Origin of the sequence: Vibrio sp. Vb0304 (assembly GCF_033338995.1) — a bacterium.
Taxonomy (GTDB): domain Bacteria; phylum Pseudomonadota; class Gammaproteobacteria; order Enterobacterales; family Vibrionaceae; genus Vibrio; species Vibrio alginolyticus.
The window spans coordinates 113,562-132,044 of the sequence record NZ_JAWOTT010000012.1; the positions used below are offsets into that span (position 1 = coordinate 113,562).

An 18,483-nucleotide genomic window follows, 5' to 3' on the forward strand; every position below is an offset into this window, starting at 1 on the left:
TTTCTATTAGAGAGTTCTCCGATGTGCTTTTGTCCATTTTTACGCTAAAATAAATCGTTGCTAACGTATAAATAACTAAAAAAATAAGATAAGATATTTTATATACTAACAAACTAGTGACCGAGGTGTGTTTTTCTTTAATATACATCGTAACTTGTATAGGTGATGGATTTGTTAGTATTATAAATAAAGAATTTTTTATATTTAGTGAATTAAGCGCCATTTAGAATGGAACTTAATTCACCTAACGTTAAACTTCGATGAATATTAAACATTCCTGGTTTAATTTATTGATTTTATTTGATGTTTTATTTTATGTTTATTTTGGTTAAATAGAATCACCTAGCTTTTATTGAAATGCTTTTCCCATATTGGTGGTATGCCAATTTCTTCTTGAACGATATCAATGAATGCCCTAACCAATGGTGATTGCTGACGGTGTGAGTACATGGCATAAATATCACCAAAATCTTGAGTTTCATATTCTGGTAAAAGTTGAACTAAATTAGAAGACTCTAGGTTGTTAGGGAGCATAAATTGACCTATAAGTGCTGCGCCCAGACCTGACTTTACGCTTTCAATTATTAGCTCAGCTTCATTGACCATGTATGATCCTGATATTGGGTATGTATCTAAACCATCTGATTTTTCTTTGTCGTAGAATTTAAGTTTATCGACAATAAAATTACCATTTGAATAAATAATAAAAGGTAGCTTAACTAACTCATCAGGCGTTTCTGGGTTACCATGTTTTTCAATTAAATTTCGAGAAGCAATGATTGCAGTCGTATTTTTTGCTAATTTTCTTGCTACCATTGATGAATCCCTCATAGGTCCGATTCGAAAAGCAATATCAAAATTACTTCTAATCACGTCTACATGAAGATCATCTAGCATTAGTTCAACACTTGCTTTTGGGTACTTATGTAAAAACTTCTCTATCGAAGGTTGTAGATAGAGTTTTCCAAATAATGTTGAGCTTGAAATTCGTACTTTCCCTGAAGGCTCAGTCTGAAAGTTCTCCGCTATTTGTTGAGTATCATCAAGGAGTTGAGATATTTGGTCTGCTTTTTCAACTATTTGCTTGCCGACTTGCGTTAATGAAAGAGAGCGAGTTGTTCTGTTTAATAGCCTAACGCCTAAGTGCTCTTCTAACTGCTTGATGTGTTTAGATAAAACAGAGCGGTCGATATTCATCCCATCTGCTGCTTTTGCAAAAGATCCAGCTTTAGAGACTTCTAAAAGCAGGTGTAGTTTATTTGCTAAATCCACAATGTTTATCCAAGTTAGATATTAGCGTATTAGTTTCATGTATAACTACTGCTCTGTCTAGAAATTATTAATATACTTAATAACCAAAAGAAAAGGGAGCAATAGCTCCCTTTAGTATGAATTTAAATGAGTATTTATATTATGGTTATAGTGTTTGACGTTTTTTGTTTCGACTCACTAACATGTAAAAAACAGGTGTGAGTAGTAATCCAAATACCGTTACGCCTACCATACCCGAGAATACGGCAATACCCATTGCTTGTCGCATTTCCGCTCCGGCCCCTGTACCAATCATTAATGGAATAACACCAGCGGTAAATGCAATTGATGTCATTAGAATCGGTCGAAGACGTAAACGACATGCTTCCAAAATCGCTGATAAGGTATCTTGGCCATTGTCTTTAAGTTCTTTAGCGAACTCCACCATCAAGATGGCATTTTTACACGCTAGAGCCACAAGGACAATCAAAGCAATTTGTGTGAATATATTGTTGTCACCACCAATGAACCAAACACCTGCTAGTGCAGAAAAAATGGTCATAGGAACGATCAAAATGATAGCGAATGGTAGTTTTAAACTCTCGTACTGCGAAGCTAGCACCATGAAAACTAACAAAACAACAAGTGGGAATATATACACCATCGTGTTACCAGCCAAAATCTGCTGGTAGGTTACATCAGTCCATTCATAAACCATTCCCTCTGCTAGGTTTTGATCCAGTACTTCCTCAATAGCCGTTTGGGCTTGGTCAGAACTGTAACCAAAAGCAGGACTGCCGTTTAGTTCTGCACTAGGGTAGCCGTTATAGTGCATCACGCGGTCAGGCCCAATCGTGGGTATGATCTCCAGTACAGCGCCGAGAGGAACCATTTGTCCGGCAGCATTTCTTACTTTGTAATTAAGTATTTGGTCAGGTTCGAGACGATAGTTCATGTCTGCCTGGGCATTCACTTTGTATGTTCTACCAAACATATTGAAGTCATTGACGTATAACGATCCTAAATAAACTTGAAGCGCATCAAAAACCTGCTCTAGAGGAACACCTTGCAGCATCGCTTGTTCACGATCTATTTGGATGTCCATCTGCGGCACTTGTATGCGAAATGTAGAATATAATCCCATCAGCTCGGGTCTTGTTGATGCCTCACTTATTATCAAGTTCAATTGCTTGAATAGCTCATCAAACCCCTTGTTCGCACGGTCTTCGATTTGAAGCTTAAAGCCGCCAGTTGAGCCAAGTCCTTGGATTGGTGGTGGTGGAAAAATCGCAACGAAGGCTTCATCAATGATTGAAAAGCTCTTATTCAAAGATGCAACAATCGCATTTGCTCCGAGAGTTGGATCATTTCGTTTATCGAAGTCCTCAAGCGTAACAAAAACGATGCCACTATTCGGACTGTTAGTAAAACCATTAACCGATAAGCCTGGGAAAGAAATCGTTTGTGCTACGCCAGGTGTTGCCAGCGCGAGGTTTTCCATTTCTTTAATAACGGACTCTGTTCTATCTAAACTTGCTGCATCTGGAAGTTGGGCGATCGCAACTAAATACTGCTTATCTTGTTGAGGAATGAATCCTCCAGGAACAGCTTTGAATAGAGAAACCGTTCCCCCGAGTAACGCAATGTATACCACCACAACAACAAGGCTAAAGCGAATCAGCTTCTTGACCAGAGCTTGATATTGGTTCGAGCTATACTCAAAAATTCTATTGAATGGCGCAAAAACATACTTACCAAAAACCGCATCCAAGAGCTTGGTTAGCCGATCGGGTTTTGCGTTCTTATCTTGTAATAGCAGTGCTGATAAAGCAGGCGATAACGTCAACGAGTTAATTGCTGAAATAATCGTCGAGATCGTAATTGTTAGTGCGAACTGCTTATAAAACTGACCGGATAACCCTGTAATAAAGGTCGTCGGGATGAACACCGCACATAACACTAAAGCAATTGCAATAATTGGCCCGGTAACTTCGGTCATTGCTTGTTTCGTTGCTTCTAGTGGTGCAAGACCATTATGGATGTTCCGTTCCACGTTTTCGACGACGACAATGGCGTCATCGACGACGATGCCTATGGCGAGAACAAGTCCAAACAACGAAAGCGTGTTAATCGATACTCCGAGCATTTGCATTACGGCGAACGTACCGATTAATGAAACAGGCACCGCAATGATAGGGATGATAGACGCGCGCCATGTTTGCAAAAACAAAATGACTACAACAACAACTAGTACAATTGCCTCTAGCAGAGTATGAACCACTGCGTCTATCGATCCACGAACAAAGACGGTCGGGTCGTAGGCTATTTCATATGAAACTCCAGCTGGAAAGGCTGCTTGTAAACGGTCCATGGTTGAGCGAACCTGATTAGATAGCTCAATAGCATTAGCACCAGGGCGCTGGAATACGGGCATCGCCACCGCTGGTTTACCATTTAACAAGGCGCGCAGTGCATAAGAGTTTTGACCTAGCTCTACGCGTGCAACGTCTTTAAGACGTGTCAAAGCCCCTGTTTCGTCAACTTTTACTACAATGTCGTTGAATTCATCAATATTCTCCAAACGGCCCTTTACGTTCAACAAAACTTGGAATTGGTTTTCATTAGCGGCTGGTTGCGCACCTAATGAGCCTGCTGCCACCTGTTGGTTTTGAGATCGGACGGCGGAGACAACGTCCATTACGGTTAGATTTCTAGAAGCGAGCTCATCTGGATTTAACCACAAGCGCATTGAGTACTCGTCACCACCGAAAAGGCGCACATCACCAACGCCTCCGAGCCGAGCTATCTCATCTTTCAAGTTTAAATTAGCGTAGTTAGCTAAATAACTGACTTCACGGCTAGAATCTGGAGAATATATATGCACAACCATGGTGAGATCAGGAGAGGCTTTTTCGGCAACAACTCCTAACCGTTGGACGGCTTCTGGTAATCGGGGCAAAGCTGTAGTGACGCGATTTTGAATTTGAACCTGAGCTTTGTCCAAGTCCGTACCTAAAGCAAAGGTTACGGTCAATGTCATTCTGCCGTCACTGGTTGCCTGTGAAAACATATATAACATGTTTTCTGTACCATTAATTTCTTGCTCCAGAGGCGTAGCAACTGTTTCTGCGATTACTTTTGGGTTCGCACCAGGATAGTTTGCTGTAACTACCACTGTAGGAGGGACAACCTCTGGATATTCACTCACAGGCAACTGTAAAAGTGAAATTGCGCCTACTATTAATATCAATAGCGATAACATAGAGGCAAATATGGGTCTTTGAATAAAAAAGTGTGCAAATTTCATTCGGTTGTCTTCTTAGTCTTGAGCTAAACGTTTGTTTGGCAACGATGTTGAGTTTGAAGCCATAATCAATGAAGTGTTGCTAATATCTAGCGTGACATTTTTTGGTGTGACTTTGCTATTTGGGCCAACTTTTGCTGGGCCATTTACCGCAATAATTGAGTCGGCGTTCAAGCCATTCTCGATGGCACGAAATGTTCCGTAACGTTCGCCTAAGGTTACGATGCTGTATTGCAACGTATTCTCTTCATTGAGTGTTAATACAAAGCGGTTTTCTAGATCTGTGCCAATAGAACGCTCTGGAACGAGAACTCGTTCAACTGGTTTGGTTGTTGATATCTGAACTCGGCCAAACGATCCCACTTTTAAGTTTGATTTTGTTGCATCGAATACCGCTCGAACCTGCAAAGTACCGGTGTTTTCGTTGATGGAGTTGTCGACAAAGTCAACGCGTCCAAAAAACACCTGCCCATTTTGTCCAGATAGTTCAAGACGAGTAGGTAAGTTAGAGTCGGCATTGATTGTCGAGAAGTAACGGTTCCAAGTTCGCTCATCGACATCAAAGTATGCATATACCTGATCGTTAGAGACAATGTTTGATATAACGCTTTGATTTGCGTTTACATTGTTTCCTTTAGTAATGAATGCTCTTGAAATAGTGCCGCTAATAGGGGCATATATCTTCGTAAACTCAAGATCTAACTTTGCGGATTCTAACTGAGCACGCAAGGCCATTAGTTCTGCAGAGCGTTGTTTTACTGCGGTATCTCGGGCCTCTGCTTGTTCCGCTGAGATGGCCTTTCGCTTAACAAGTTGAGCGGCTCTCTTTTGTTCGTTTGCTGCTTGCTCTAGCGCAGCTCGAGCACTCTTAACTTGCGCTTCAAGTCGTGAGACCTGAGCTTTGAAGGTTCGATCATCAAGAGTGACGAGTAAGTCGCCTTTGTTGACACTCTGTCCGTCTTTGAACTCTACCGTTTCAATAACTCCGGAAACGCGTGGCATTAAAGAAACTTTCTCTGGGGCTTGGAGCCTTGTTGTAAAGGTGAACCACGATTGAACGGGCTCATAGATGACTTTGGAGACGTCTATCGTAGGTAAGGGAGTATTAGGTTGTTTGGTTATCTCTTCGTCTGCACAAGCAGCTAAAACGGATAAAAGGCCAATGCCGAAAACTTTCTTTAACATTTGTCGCGCCCTAAATGATTCTGTTCATACTAAAAGGAACGGCATTGTATTCATTGTACCTATGGGTAAATAGGCCCTCAGCGAACATAGAGTAGTGATAAAAATGCACGATTAAATATTGGTCAAAATGCTCACTTTTTGGTTTGAAAAAGGTCACTTTAGGGTTTTAAAGACGTGGAGTATTGTTAAATGTAATAAGCCATAATAGATAGGAATAACTAAACAGAAGCTAAAGATAGCGACGAAAATTAAAGCGTTTTTAATTCGTGCATTATTTGCAATTCACTGATGCAATTTGAACCATAAAAAATTGAAATTAATTTTGTAAAATCCATTTCCCATCACATAAAGAATAAAAACTAAATAAGGAATTGTGCAGTGGATCTCGCAAGCCAACTTGAATTACTACTGGATGTCTCTGAATACGGAACTTTTGCTAAGGCTGCTGACAGAAATCATATAGATCGTTCAGCTTTGTCAAAACAGATCAAAAAGCTAGAGGATGAATTGGGCTTACGGCTGTTAAACCGTTCCACGCGTTCGCTATCGCTGACCAATGCAGGTGTTGAGATGGTGGCGCAAGCTAAGAAAGTAAGAGAGGTTCTAACTGAAACTCGTAGTATTGCTGCTACATTTCAGGATGAGCCGAAGGGTAATCTGAAAATATCAAGCTCCACTTTCTTTGGCAGAGCATACTTAAATCAGGCAGTTAAAGAGTTTATAAAACAGTACCCAAACATTACTGTAGAGCTGCTGCTCGATGATAATCGAGTCGATGTTATCCACGAAGGTTTTGATGTTGTGTTTCGTATCGGACCAATCCGAGAGTCCAACATGATAGTACGTAAGTTGGCAAGCAATAATATGGCACTGGTTGCATCGAAGAGTTTTATTGATAAGTATGGAACCCCGAGCTCTCCAGAAGAGCTTATAAAAATGCCAGCAGTAATATACTCTAATGCTAACTTTAAGGCAGATAAGCTACGTATAGCGCCAAGCCAGTCATCAAGCGACGTTAGAACGTATAATATCAATGGGCAGTACTTCGTGAATGAAACTGAGTTAATGCTCGATGCCGTAAAATCTGATTTAGGGTATGCTTTAATTGGGCAGTTCTTTCTTCAGGAGAGTTTGAGTAAACAAGATCTTGTACAGTTGCTTCCTGATTATAATCTTCCCGCAATAGGGGAAATATATGCAATGTATACTCACCGAAATCAACAACCATTAGCCAAACTGTTCATTGATACTGTTCAAAAAATAATAGGAACGCCTCCTGTTTGGATGGATTATCTCGACTAATATGAGTACTAGGACATAATGTTTTAGATTGAGGGCTTGTTTATATTTATCCATAGAATATGGTTGAATTTGCACTTTAAAAATAATTGCCACTGTTCATAATTTCACTCGATTCAAACAACACAAGTAGTGGTAATTAAATGAAAATGACAAGAACGTCGATCGCAATCGCAGCACTTTTCTCTGCAAGTGCTGCAAATTCAGCCGTAGTTTATGAAGATCAAGAATCAGTGTTAAATATTCATGGCCGAGCGCAAGGGATGTATTATTTCTCTGATGATAAAAATGCTGACGGAGATAATAGCTACATTCGTGTAGGACTTTCAGGTGAGTCTAAAATAAATGAAGATCTTTATGCCTTCGGCTTATATGAGTTGGAATTTAAGTCTAATCGCAGAGATGCTGATGGGATTGAAGATGATGAATTTGATATCCGAAAAGGCTATGTAGGAGTTGGTGCAGATTACGGAACAGTAAGTTATGGACGTCAATACGGTGCGGTCACTTTAGTATCTGACTACACGGATATTTTCCCGGAGTTTGGTAATGAAGCTGCTGGCGTAAGTGCGGATCTATATGGTACCGGTCGCTCCGATTCAGTATTTAAGCTAACGACAAGCTATGAAGGTTTGAATATTCATGTTAGCTATCAGGCTGAAAACGATGAAGTGTCAACAGATGCAGCCTCTTATGGTGCGGCGGCTGACTACAAGTTGCCATATGGCTTCAAAGTTGCGCTTGGTTACAACGAAGGTGAAGGGCAATCGGGTGCAGAAGATGCAGAGCTGCTAACGGGTGCTATTGCATTTGAATACGACAAGTTTTATGCCTCTGTTTTATACAGTGATGGTGAAAACTGGGCTAAAGATGGTTCTGAAAGTAATATTGATTACACCGGTATTGAAGCAGTTGCCACTTATGAAGTAACAGATAAGCTTTGGGCACTAGTTGGCTATAACAATCTAGAGCGTGATGATGAAGATGTCGTCGATTACTACTCACTAGGTGCAGAGTATGATTTGACTTCTAATTTTAAAGCACTAGCAGAATACAGAATTACAGATGTAGACAATGAAGACGATATTCTTGCAATAGCTGCGAGATATTCATTCTAAAAAATTAATAAAGCTAAAAAGCCTGAAACTATTTTCAGGCTTTTTTATTTGTCGGTGTAAGTTCATAAGTGCTGACTTTCGTCCATATATAATGGATTATATTGATCGTTACTTGTTTAAGTGTTTTGAATATAATTGTTTTGTTAGCTAGTCCACTGCTAGTTTTCATTTTCATATTTTTTGAATGATGTATTTTTTCTTTGGCAACAAGAAATGTCTTGTTGCCTTTTTTTATTTTCACGCTTTATGGTTAATTAAAAAAATAGTCATTTTATATATTGCTATAAACGATAAAAATGTAACGATAATTGTCGATCTTAGATTTAGTTAATCTTCATAGAAAATTAAACTCAATTTCAAGTATCTTTTTCATTTAAGTGATGTGGAATCCATATGGCGCACCAAGCGAATGACAAAGCGCCAAACGACGAAATGTATCTCAATGAAGATTGGAAAAAAGATTCTTATGTAAACGATAGAGGTAGGGATTGATACTGCTTATGTAAGGAGAGAGCGATTTATGAAAAGCCGTCGTTTCAATATGATTAGACACCTTTACTTTCTTAAAATAGGAAGGGCTCTAAGAAAGTAAAGGTGCAGATGATTTTTTAGTTTTTACCGCCGTCACTTGTTCTGAAGTGATAATCGAAGTTTATGATTGCACGATATTTAACTTCATCACGGTTAAGTGCGTACTCTTCAACTCTCACCTTACTATCATCGATTGCAATATCACGAGGGAAACCGCTTCCAATGATGTTTAGACGATTTCTAAGTTCATGTTTTGATAGCGTTTGGTATTCATCGACAAGATCAAACGCAGAGCTATAAGCGGCATCTTTTGTCGTAAAGTCATTGAGAACAACTTTGTTTGTAGAGTGTTCGACATGAATACCAGCAGTAGCAGATAAACTGAATAATAATAGTGATGAGAGCGTCATTAGTTTTTTCATATAGTCACCTTTTTATTTGTATTACAAAGTCAAGATGTCCAACGAATCCTTGTTAATATCTCTCGACAAAGGTGATAGTGCCATTATAGAAATGTGCTGTACATCACATTTGTCACCATTAACTATGGAAGAATTGTCAACAATAAAACTCAAGCACTTTTGACACTACGGTCAATGTGAAAAAGCGAATATCTGTATGGTTTCGTTAATAATTAAACCACTCTCGGAAACGCTGACTATTCAGTCAAAGCGTATGTTTCTTGTCGTTATAGTGACCTGCCTACAACTTAATCACTTAATGCATGCAATTCAATTGCAATGGCTTGGTATAGATTTTCATTCAGATCTTCCAGCTTAGTAACGATCCTACAAATTCTTAGTGATTAAAAAGTCATTGTTTGTGGTTTTTTATTCTATTGTCGTGTATAAAAAAACTTTACAACAAATGATAAAGGAATATCCATGAAAAAGTTATTGTGTTTTGCTGCACTGGGGTTAGCTGTTTCGACGACGGTTAATGCAGACCCAATTTTAGACGACATCAAAAGTACAGGGGAGCTAAAAGTCTGCTTTGATTCTGGGTATATGCCTTTTGAAATGACAGCAAAAAATGGGCAGTACATCGGGTTTGATATCGATTTGGGTAAGCAAATGGCGCGTGCCATGGATGTTAAGTTTGTGCCGGTAAACACTTCATGGGATGGCATTATCCCAACACTGTTGACTGGTAAGTGTCACATGATTATGGGCGGGATGACTATCACACCTATGCGAAATACTCAGGTGAATTTCGCTGATCCCTATGTGGTTATTGGTCAATCCATTCTCGTAGATCTCAAACATGAAGGTAAAGTGTCTAGTTACCGAGATCTCAATAGTCCAGAATATGTTGTTGCAACTAAGCTTGGGACAACGGGTGAGCAAGCGGTAAAACGATACCTTCCGAAAGCTAAGATAAATCTATACGAAACTCAGTCTGAAGCGGTACTTGAGGTTGCCAACGGAAAGGTAGATGCGTTTGTTTATGACTTTCCTTACAACTCTATTTATGTGGCGGAAAACAAAGGGCAGTTAATGCACTTGGCTAAACCGTTTACTTACGAGCCTTTGGGTTGGGCTGTGCCGCAAGGAAATCCAGATACGCTTAACTTCTTAAACAACTATTTACGTCAAATTAAGGGCGATGGAACTTACGATCGCATTTACGATAAGTGGTTTAACGACGATAAATGGTTAAAGCAAGTTAAGTAATCATTTTGTTATTGTAGAGGAGCGGCTAGCTTCTGGCTCGGTTCATCGCCAACCAAACGGTTCGCGCTGTGAAGCTAACGCTTTTCTTTATTCAAATACCCAACCAACTTTAATCAAAGTCATTCTCGGAATCACATGCAAAATAACTTTAAATCCCTATTGTGGAACGCTGTTTTTGTTCTTGTTTTGCTATCAATTTGCGGCCTTGTCTATCTGTCAGGTAAGCGAATCGATTACAGCTGGAATTGGGAGCGTGTCCTTCCTTATATTGCCACTAACGCTGCTTCATCCATTACCGCGCCTGTCGATGGGAACATCATTCTCGACGAGAATAACCAACTGGCTCTGGAGAGTATTCATGGTGATATTGTTCTTGAACTAAGCCAATATAAGTCTGTCGACGTCTATGAAGGTGATCTTATTTTTGAAGGAGATACCTTAGCAACTATAAAAGAGTGGCGCTCTGGCCCAATTTTAGATGGTGTTGTGACGACCATTAAAATCTCGCTCTGGTCACTTATCATTGCTCTAGCGTTGGGCTTAGTTGTTGGACTAATGCGCATATCCAGCAATCCGGCATTAAAAAAGCTGGCGCTTGTGTATGTCGAGGTCATTCGTGGAACGCCTCTTTTAGTACAGATTTTTATCGTTTACTTCTTTATTGGTACTGTGCTTGACCTTGAGCGTTTTACTGCGGGAGTGATAGCGCTCTCCGTGTTTACCGCCGCTTACGTCGCAGAAATTGTGCGGTCGGGAATCCAGTCAATCCCAAGAGGACAAATGGAAGCGGCGCGTTCACTAGGAATGAATTATCCCAAAGCGATGATTTATGTCATTTTACCTCAAGCGTTTAAGCAGACATTACCTCCCTTAGCCGGGCAGTTTATCAATCTGATAAAAGATTCCTCACTTGTCTCCGTGATTTCGATTACTGATCTGACAAAAGCGGGCAGGGAAGTCGTAAGTGGTAGTTTTGCCCCATTTGAAGTTTGGTTTACCGTTGCGGCCCTTTATTTGCTTCTAACTAGTACCTTATCTTGGGCAATACAAACGTTAGAAAAGAAATTGGCAGCAAGTGATTAATGGTGGAGTCATTAATGGAATACATTATTTCAGCAAAAACAATTAATAAAATTTACCCTAATGGCTGCCATGCGCTCAAGGACGTATCGGTAAATGTAGAAAAAGGGGAAGTGATTGTCATCGTAGGACCGTCAGGTTCTGGTAAGTCAACATTCTTACGGACGATTAATCAATTAGAGACAATAAATAGTGGGTCTATTATCGTAGATGGTATCGATATGTACCACAAATCTACGGATATCAATAAACTACGCGCTGATGTGGGCATGGTATTTCAAGGCTTCAACCTTTTTCCACATAAAACGGCGATAGAGAACGTCATGTTAGCACCTTTAAAGGTTTCTAAACGTGACCCTGAATCGGTGAAGAAAGAAGCAAAAGATTTGCTTTATAAAGTCGGTCTGTCGGAGAGAATGGATAATTATCCTAATCATTTATCAGGTGGACAGCAGCAGCGCGTCGCAATCGCTCGTGCGTTAGCAATGAAGCCCAACATTATGTTGTTTGATGAACCCACATCAGCACTAGACCCTGAAATGGTTGGAGAAGTTCTTGATGTGATGAAAGATTTGGCCAAGGACGGAATGACGATGGTAGTGGTTACTCATGAAATGGGTTTCGCAAAAGAGGTCGCTGATAGGGTGTTGTTTATGGAAGATGGTGAGCTTTTGGTTTCTGACTCTCCTGAGCGATTTTTTGATAACCCCTCCAATCCTAGATTGCAGAAGTTTTTATCTAAGGTCTTATAATAAAGAGAAAATTTGATTGAGGGCGAGTCCCTCAATCACTTCATGCACTATTGTTGCTCGTAACGCCCGCCTCGCCGAGAGACATAGATAATGGGCTTTTTACTCGAAGTTAATGGCGATAACATTATCTTGGTCCGAATGAAAGGTCTGGTAAATACTAGAGTGTTTAATCAGCCATTAAGTTTTTGTTCACTTTAAACATAACAATTTCATTTTGAATTGATAAAAATTGTGTTTGAATAGAGCTTATGGATGTTTGGCGGTATGGATGTCTAAATGAAGAAAGTAACAATTTTAGATGGTGGCATGGGGCGAGAGTTAAAACGTATTGGCGCCCCTTTTTCTCAGCCGCTTTGGAGTGCACAAGCGCTAATTGAATCACCACAGTATGTAAAAATGGCCCATGAGAATTTCATAGACGCTGGCGCTGAGATTATCACTGTTAACAGTTATGCATGTGTCCCATTTCACTTAGGCGAGGAACTCTATGCAAAACGGGGGACTGAGTTAGCAAAATCTGCAGCTAAAATTGCCAGAGATGTAGTCACCAGCTCTAACGGTAGAGTGCTCGTTGCGGGGTCTCTTCCTCCTGTAATGGGGTCTTACAGGCCTGAATTATTCGAGCCGAAAAGGGCACTGGAAGTGGCTTCTGAGTTATTTGAAGCTCAAGATCAATATGTTGATATTTGGTTAGCTGAGACCGTGTCTAGCCTCGCTGAAGTTGAGGTTCTATCAATAATTTTAGCCAAAACAGATAAGCCCAATTATATTGCTTTCACCTTAATGGATGAGCCTAACTCTTTGCCTCGCCTTCGCTCAGGGGAATCTCTTAAAGTCGCGGTTAATACGCTGTTGAAAACAAATGTTTCAGGTATCTTTTTCAATTGCTCTATTCCTGAAGTTGTCGAGCAAGCGATCATTGATACACAAGCAGTATTGAGTGAGTCAGGTAGAGAATTGACGATAGGTGTTTTCGCAAATAGTTTTGCTCCGATAAAGCAAGCGCACCAAGCCAACGAGACCATTCAGGAAGTTCGTCATTTCTCTCCGACTGAATATCTTGAGTATGCTAAAAAGTGGCATGCGCAGGGAGCAAGCATTATTGGTGGTTGCTGTGGGATTGAACCACGTCATATTAAATTGCTAGCGGCTTGGAGAGACACTCTCGAAAACGCCTAATTTTGGTGAAGTGCAGGGAAGCATGACAAGAGATTTTGTTTTTCATTCATCGTTATAGATAAAATAAAAGTCTTTCGTATCTGGCAAAGTAACAAGATGCTTTAACTTGCTCATTACTTTGCCAGTGTGCCTCGAGATTTTTATTAATTATTTTTGGTTCAGATTAACGACAATCTTTCCAACTGTTCTCTGATTTCGCATGTCCAAGAGTGCGTTACCTACATCCTCTAAGCCGATGATCTTCAGTTTCGGTACTTCCAATTCTCCATTTTCTAATAGCTCAGACACTTCCTTTCCGGCATTAACGATACTTGCAAACCCTCTCTCGCCAAAGACATGACCAGAGCCCAAACTTATTTGGTGGAAGCCCAAGCCTTTTAAGAAGGCATCTGGATATTGAGAAGGGTCGACAGTCTTGACGAGCTCCACCATTTCTCCCTCAAAGGTTAACACCGAGGCTGCAATTCGGTCGTTATCACCGCCTACACAATCGAGTGCAACCTCAACGCCATGATTTCCGGTAATGTCCATTACTCGTTGAACTACATCTTCATGATGATAATCAATCGTATGGGTTGCTCCTAACGAGGACAAATATGCGTGATTAGCTTCTGAACTAGTAGCAATGATCTGTTCAACACCAAATGTCTTTGCTAACTGAATAGCAAAGCTTCCAACGCCGCCAGCACCTCCGGCGATAAAAATGCTGCTTCGATTTGAAATATCGAGCTTGTCTACCAAAGCGCGATATGCGGTCCAGGCTGCGCAAGGTGTAGATGCTGCTACTTCAACCGGAACCTGAGGGTGCTTTATAAGCGTTCTTGAATCATGGATAGCAAATTCAGCGAATCCTCCGTGATGGCGTCTCATGTTTCCGTGATACAACACTTTATCGCCAACCTTCCAATCAACGACCGCATCGCCTACAGAGACTATTTCTCCTGATACGTCTAACCCGCCAACAAAATTGTTATCCATGTTAGTGACCATGTCTGACCAATAATGAATTTTTGCATCGACAGGATTCAAACCAACAGCGTTAACTTTAACCAATACATCAAATTGGGTTTCTAGTTTTGGTGTAGGTAATTCGGATAAAGAGAAAGTATCGTTATCTCGTTGGTAAGTTATCGCTCTCATAGGTTTTCCTTATTATTAAGAATGGTCGAAAGTCATACTAACTCAGAGGGTGCTGCTGCAATAATTATGGTTTTTTCTTATTTTGATAATTTTAGGTTATGTTTGATAAAAAGGATTCGAGATGCTCTGAAATTATCATAGACAACCAGTCTGCATAGCTAACGACATGTAACTTTATGATAAGTAATGACTAGTTTTATTATTCCATTTTTATGGAAATATTCTGTTGATTTTTTGTTTTGCGATTCTATAATTCCAGAAATATCGAAATAAAGACTTGTCTATCAGGTAAGCTTGTTAGCGAAAAATGACGAGGAGAGTAAATGTGAATACAGAAATTATAACTATGGCTAAAGAAGCGCTGGATATGTTTGCGTTTCTAGCAACCGAACTTATCATCTTATTTCTGGCAATTAGCTACATTGTCGGTGTGTTGCAAGATTTTCTAACGCCAGAAAAAATTCAATCTATTCTCAGCTCGAAAAAGGGTAAAGGTTACTTCATTGCTGCGTTGCTAGGTTCGATTACGCCTTTCTGTTCGTGTTCGACCATTCCTTTCTTAAAAGGCTTGTTGCGTGCAAGAGCTGGTTTTGGACCTATGATGGTGTTCCTATTTGCAAGCCCGTTGCTTAACCCAGTGATTATTGGTTTGTTTGTGGTGACTTTTGGTTGGAAAGTTGCGGTATTTTACTTTGCTATCGCGATGTCAGTATCAGTGGTAGCAGGCTATGTACTTGAAAAACTAGGGTTTGAACGTTACGTCAAACCAGAAGCATATCAAGCGGTAGGTTCTTCTTCGTGCGGTACTTCTTGTGGCGATTCAAGCAAGAAAAAAGAAGAAGCGAGACCAGCATCAAGCTGTGATACCAGCGCCTGCAATGAACCTACGCCAGTTGCGGCGAAAACATCTTGTTGTGGTGATGCACCAAAACCTGAACCTAAAGTGGAAGTGTCTTGCTGTTCATCTGGCGGTAGTGCAACAGCGACAGTCGTGGAAGAGAAAGAGCCTAGCCGCTGGGTACGTATTTGGCAATCAACTTGGAAAGACTTTAAGCAAGTGTTCCCTTATCTCATGATGGGCATTGCGATTGGTTCATTTATCTATGGCTTCATCCCGACGGAGTTCATTGCGGAGTTCGCTGGTGAAGCGAAGTGGTACGCGATTCCGGTCGCAGCAATCATTGGTATTCCATTGTACATCCGTGCAGAGGCGGTCATTCCACTTAGCGCGGCACTAGTACAAAAAGGTATGGCTCTTGGATCTGTTATGGCGCTTATTATTGGTAGTGCTGGCGCAAGTCTTACAGAAGTGATTTTGTTGAAATCAATTTTTAAGAACCAAATGATCGCTGCCTTCCTAATCGTTATCTTAACGATGGCCATGGGAGCGGGTTACTTATATACGTGGGCTTTTTTATAAAAATAACCCTCGGGCGACTGCTCGAGGGCTCTGTTTTTGTCGCCATATAGGGAAAGGGAAGTTTCCTATACCGCGCAGGCTATAAAAAGATAAAGAGGTTACTCGTAAATACTATAGGAGAAATACTTGCTGGCGATGGTTTTATGCTTACCGCTTTGGATCAATTTTTGTATTCCGCTATCGAGTAATGCTTTTAATTCTTTGTCTTGTTTTCTCACTGCTACGCCAATGCCACGGCCGAACCACTTTTCCTCTGTAAACGCTGGTCCAGTAAAGTGATAGCCTTCACCTTGTGCAGTTTCAAGAAAACCAGCACTTAAACCGATTGAGCCGCCAAATACAGCATCTAACCGTCCATTGAGTAGATCGGTAAATGCCTCATCGAACGTACCATAACGACGAATATCAATATCTGGATACAAGGCAGAAAGGTACTTATCACCAATTGTGGCTCTTTGAACTCCAATAGATAAACGATTTAGGCTGCCGTCCTCCATGTTGATTTCTCTATCATTTTTCATTACAAAACGAGTCGGTACTTTTGCATAAGGGACGGTGAAATCGACTTTCTTTTCTCGTTCTTCTGTGATTGTCATTGCAGCAATAATCGCATCGTTCTTGCGACTAAGAAGAGAAGGGATGATGCCATCCCAATCCATTTTTGAGATAACGCACTTTACTTCTAACTCTTTGCATAACGCGTTAGCGAGGTCGACCTCAAACCCTTCTAGCTTTCCCTCTTTTGTCGTCCAGCTAAATGGAGGGTAAGCCCCTTCAACAGTGAAGCGAATTTGTTTCCACTCTTTCGCATGGCTGAAAACTGAAAATAAGCTAATAAACAATACGACTATCCATTTCATAAATGTTTCCTTGTAACTATTTGGAAACCAATGTTTAACACAAAGTAAGCAAATATCAATGAAAGTGCATATATGTGTGACCTTTCGCCCGCATTGTGTGAGCGAAAGGTTTTACGTGTATTACAGCTTATCTTCAATAGTTACGAGGGGAACTCTCGTTGAGACAGCGTGAAGTGCAATGTTGTGAATCATTTCATCGACCGTGGTACAGCTATCCATTAAGATCGAAACATCATACTTGTCCGCAGATTTTGAGATAGCAGTATGTGTGACGCAGTTTTGTGTCATCATTCCGCATACAAGTAACTCCGTTACATTTTTGCTTGCCAATACTTCTTCTAAACGTGTTCCTTCAAAGCTATCTGCGAAGTGCTTTACCACGATTTCGGAATTCGGCGCTAAAGCAAGAACTTCTGGGTGAATATTGGCACCGTCGCTGCCTTCATTGAAGAATGGGGCAATGCCCATGTCAGGATCGGCAATATGCTGAATATGAATCACAGGAATGTTTTGCTCATTGGCTTTAGTTATTGCTCTCTTAACATTGTCTAAAGTTGATTCTGTATTCCATAAAGGAAACTTTCCTTCTGGGAAATAGTCGTTTTGCAAATCAATTACAAGTAGGGCTTTTTGAGTCATTTTCTTTTCCTTTTATTCAGGATCATTGCGGTACGAATAATATAAAGACTTTTAGCTACCTTCTTTAGAGTCTAAAATGACACAAAAGAGTCAAAAAGCGACACTTGAAGATCATTGAAAATGAAAATAGCACTCGTTAATTACCCAGATAGCTCGCAAGCCTCCGTATATGGTTTAAGCGAACTCTTCGAGATGGCAAACCGTGCGGCGGCTAAATTGGGCGTTGATGTGCACTTTGAAGTAGAGATATTGGATCACTGGCCAAACACGCACTTCGATGTGAAAACAGCGGTAATGATTCCGCCTAGCGGCACTGGTCAATATTACTTAGAACCAGAGCCAGAGCTACTCGACTGGTTAAATGTCCAATATAGTAAAGGTGCGATTTTAGCCTCCGCCTGCGCTGGTACTTTTATTCTTGCTCAAACCCAGTTGTTGACCAATAAGTCTTGTACGACACACTGGGACTTAGCTCCTTCATTAGCGAGTCAGTTTCCCGATATCCACGTAAGACAAGAAGCCATCCTTATTAACGAAGGAACGATCATTACGGCTGGGGGTATGATGTCATGGGTGGATTTAGGTTTGGAGTTGGTTTCCTTATTTGCGTCACCGGCAGTAATGCGCCTGTTAGGAAAAATGTTGGTTATTGATACTGGTCCGAGAGAGCAACGCTTTTATCAACAGTTTACTCCAAACTTCCAACATGGTGATGAGGTAATTGTTCAAATACAGCACTATATAAACGATCATTATCAAGGAAAACTGAGCAATAAAGAGCTTGCAGAGTTGAGTTGTTTAACAGAAAGGACATTGCAGCGACGCTTTAAAAAGGCGACAGGTTTCAATGTTAACCAATACATACAAAGCTTAAGAGTACAAAAAGCTTGTGATTTACTTGAGTCGACAACCCTAACATTTGACGCAATATCATTTAGAGTGGGTTACCAAGATGTGAGCGCGTTCAGGAAAATATTTAATAGAATCGTAGGTTTAACACCGAAGTCGTTCAGATCTCGGTTCTGTTCATGAACGCCAGAAGTAAGATAATG

At 40.5% G+C, this 18,483-nt stretch carries 15 protein-coding genes; 8 read left to right on the forward strand and 7 right to left on the reverse strand.

From position 1 onward, the window contains the following. Nucleotides 1-342: 342 nt before the first annotated feature. The 3 genes from R7P35_RS15580 to R7P35_RS15590 all read right to left on the reverse strand — a co-directional run bounded on the left by R7P35_RS15580 (nucleotide 343) and on the right by R7P35_RS15590 (nucleotide 5,740). Nucleotides 343-1,272, reverse strand: coding sequence for a LysR family transcriptional regulator (locus tag R7P35_RS15580; RefSeq protein WP_042523739.1), 930 nt, complete (start codon nucleotides 1,270-1,272; stop codon nucleotides 343-345). A gap of 145 nt (nucleotides 1,273-1,417) precedes the next feature. Next, nucleotides 1,418-4,558: an efflux RND transporter permease subunit gene (locus R7P35_RS15585; protein ID WP_042523737.1), complete on the reverse strand. Its 3,141-nt coding sequence runs from the start codon at nucleotides 4,556-4,558 to the stop codon at nucleotides 1,418-1,420. A gap of 12 nt (nucleotides 4,559-4,570) precedes the next feature. Then, the gene (locus R7P35_RS15590) at nucleotides 4,571-5,740 is read right to left on the reverse strand and encodes an efflux RND transporter periplasmic adaptor subunit (RefSeq protein ID WP_025768141.1); all 1,170 of its coding nucleotides are present in this window, start codon (nucleotides 5,738-5,740) and stop codon (nucleotides 4,571-4,573) included. Nucleotides 5,741-6,118: 378 nt separating this feature from the next. On the opposite strand from R7P35_RS15590, the gene R7P35_RS15595 reads away from it, so the two are divergent. Both R7P35_RS15595 and R7P35_RS15600 read left to right on the forward strand, forming a co-directional pair. Beyond that, nucleotides 6,119-7,042: a LysR family transcriptional regulator gene (locus R7P35_RS15595; protein ID WP_017821684.1), complete on the forward strand. Its 924-nt coding sequence runs from the start codon at nucleotides 6,119-6,121 to the stop codon at nucleotides 7,040-7,042. 140 nt (nucleotides 7,043-7,182) lie between these two features. Further along, entirely contained in the window at nucleotides 7,183-8,157 is a 975-nt protein-coding gene (locus tag R7P35_RS15600; protein WP_005377322.1) for a porin, read from the forward strand. 608 nt (nucleotides 8,158-8,765) lie between these two features. Here the strand turns inward: R7P35_RS15600 and R7P35_RS15605 are convergent. After that, nucleotides 8,766-9,110 (reverse strand): DUF3316 domain-containing protein, encoded by a 345-nt coding sequence (locus R7P35_RS15605; RefSeq protein ID WP_005377323.1) that lies wholly within the window; start codon nucleotides 9,108-9,110, stop codon nucleotides 8,766-8,768. 462 nt (nucleotides 9,111-9,572) lie between these two features. Here R7P35_RS15605 and R7P35_RS15610 point away from each other — a divergent pair, with 462 nt between their 5' ends. The 4 genes from R7P35_RS15610 to R7P35_RS15625 all read left to right on the forward strand — a co-directional run bounded on the left by R7P35_RS15610 (nucleotide 9,573) and on the right by R7P35_RS15625 (nucleotide 13,372). Then, nucleotides 9,573-10,361, forward strand: a complete 789-nt coding sequence (locus R7P35_RS15610; RefSeq protein WP_005377324.1) for a transporter substrate-binding domain-containing protein — start codon at nucleotides 9,573-9,575, stop codon at nucleotides 10,359-10,361. A gap of 135 nt (nucleotides 10,362-10,496) precedes the next feature. Continuing rightward, complete coding sequence (locus R7P35_RS15615; RefSeq protein WP_005377325.1) at nucleotides 10,497-11,444, forward strand: amino acid ABC transporter permease; 948 nt, start codon at nucleotides 10,497-10,499, stop codon at nucleotides 11,442-11,444. Between the two features lie 14 nt (nucleotides 11,445-11,458). Continuing rightward, nucleotides 11,459-12,193, forward strand: coding sequence for an amino acid ABC transporter ATP-binding protein (locus R7P35_RS15620; protein WP_005377326.1), 735 nt, complete (start codon nucleotides 11,459-11,461; stop codon nucleotides 12,191-12,193). Nucleotides 12,194-12,469: 276 nt separating this feature from the next. Then, on the forward strand, nucleotides 12,470-13,372 hold the full coding sequence (locus tag R7P35_RS15625) for a homocysteine S-methyltransferase family protein (RefSeq protein ID WP_169629155.1): 903 nt from the start codon (nucleotides 12,470-12,472) through the stop codon (nucleotides 13,370-13,372). Nucleotides 13,373-13,519: 147 nt separating this feature from the next. Here R7P35_RS15625 and R7P35_RS15630 read toward each other — a convergent pair whose 3' ends face one another. Continuing rightward, nucleotides 13,520-14,512, reverse strand: coding sequence for a zinc-binding dehydrogenase (locus R7P35_RS15630; RefSeq protein WP_005377328.1), 993 nt, complete (start codon nucleotides 14,510-14,512; stop codon nucleotides 13,520-13,522). A 346-nt stretch (nucleotides 14,513-14,858) separates the two neighbouring features. Between R7P35_RS15630 and R7P35_RS15635 the strand changes: the two genes are divergently transcribed. Beyond that, on the forward strand, nucleotides 14,859-15,932 hold the full coding sequence (locus tag R7P35_RS15635) for a permease (RefSeq protein WP_238939341.1): 1,074 nt from the start codon (nucleotides 14,859-14,861) through the stop codon (nucleotides 15,930-15,932). Nucleotides 15,933-16,030: 98 nt separating this feature from the next. Here the strand turns inward: R7P35_RS15635 and R7P35_RS15640 are convergent, their stop codons facing one another. Both R7P35_RS15640 and R7P35_RS15645 read right to left on the reverse strand, forming a co-directional pair. Continuing rightward, nucleotides 16,031-16,792, reverse strand: coding sequence for a transporter substrate-binding domain-containing protein (locus R7P35_RS15640; RefSeq protein WP_017635959.1), 762 nt, complete (start codon nucleotides 16,790-16,792; stop codon nucleotides 16,031-16,033). A gap of 120 nt (nucleotides 16,793-16,912) precedes the next feature. Then, nucleotides 16,913-17,431 carry a cysteine hydrolase family protein gene (locus tag R7P35_RS15645; protein WP_054577005.1) on the reverse strand — a complete coding sequence of 173 codons (519 nt, stop codon included), beginning with the start codon at nucleotides 17,429-17,431 and terminating at the stop codon, nucleotides 16,913-16,915. 120 nt (nucleotides 17,432-17,551) lie between these two features. On the opposite strand from R7P35_RS15645, the gene R7P35_RS15650 reads away from it, so the two are divergent. Next, the gene (locus R7P35_RS15650; RefSeq protein WP_169629156.1) at nucleotides 17,552-18,463 is read left to right on the forward strand and encodes a GlxA family transcriptional regulator; all 912 of its coding nucleotides are present in this window, start codon (nucleotides 17,552-17,554) and stop codon (nucleotides 18,461-18,463) included. Nucleotides 18,464-18,483: the final 20 nt, after the last annotated feature.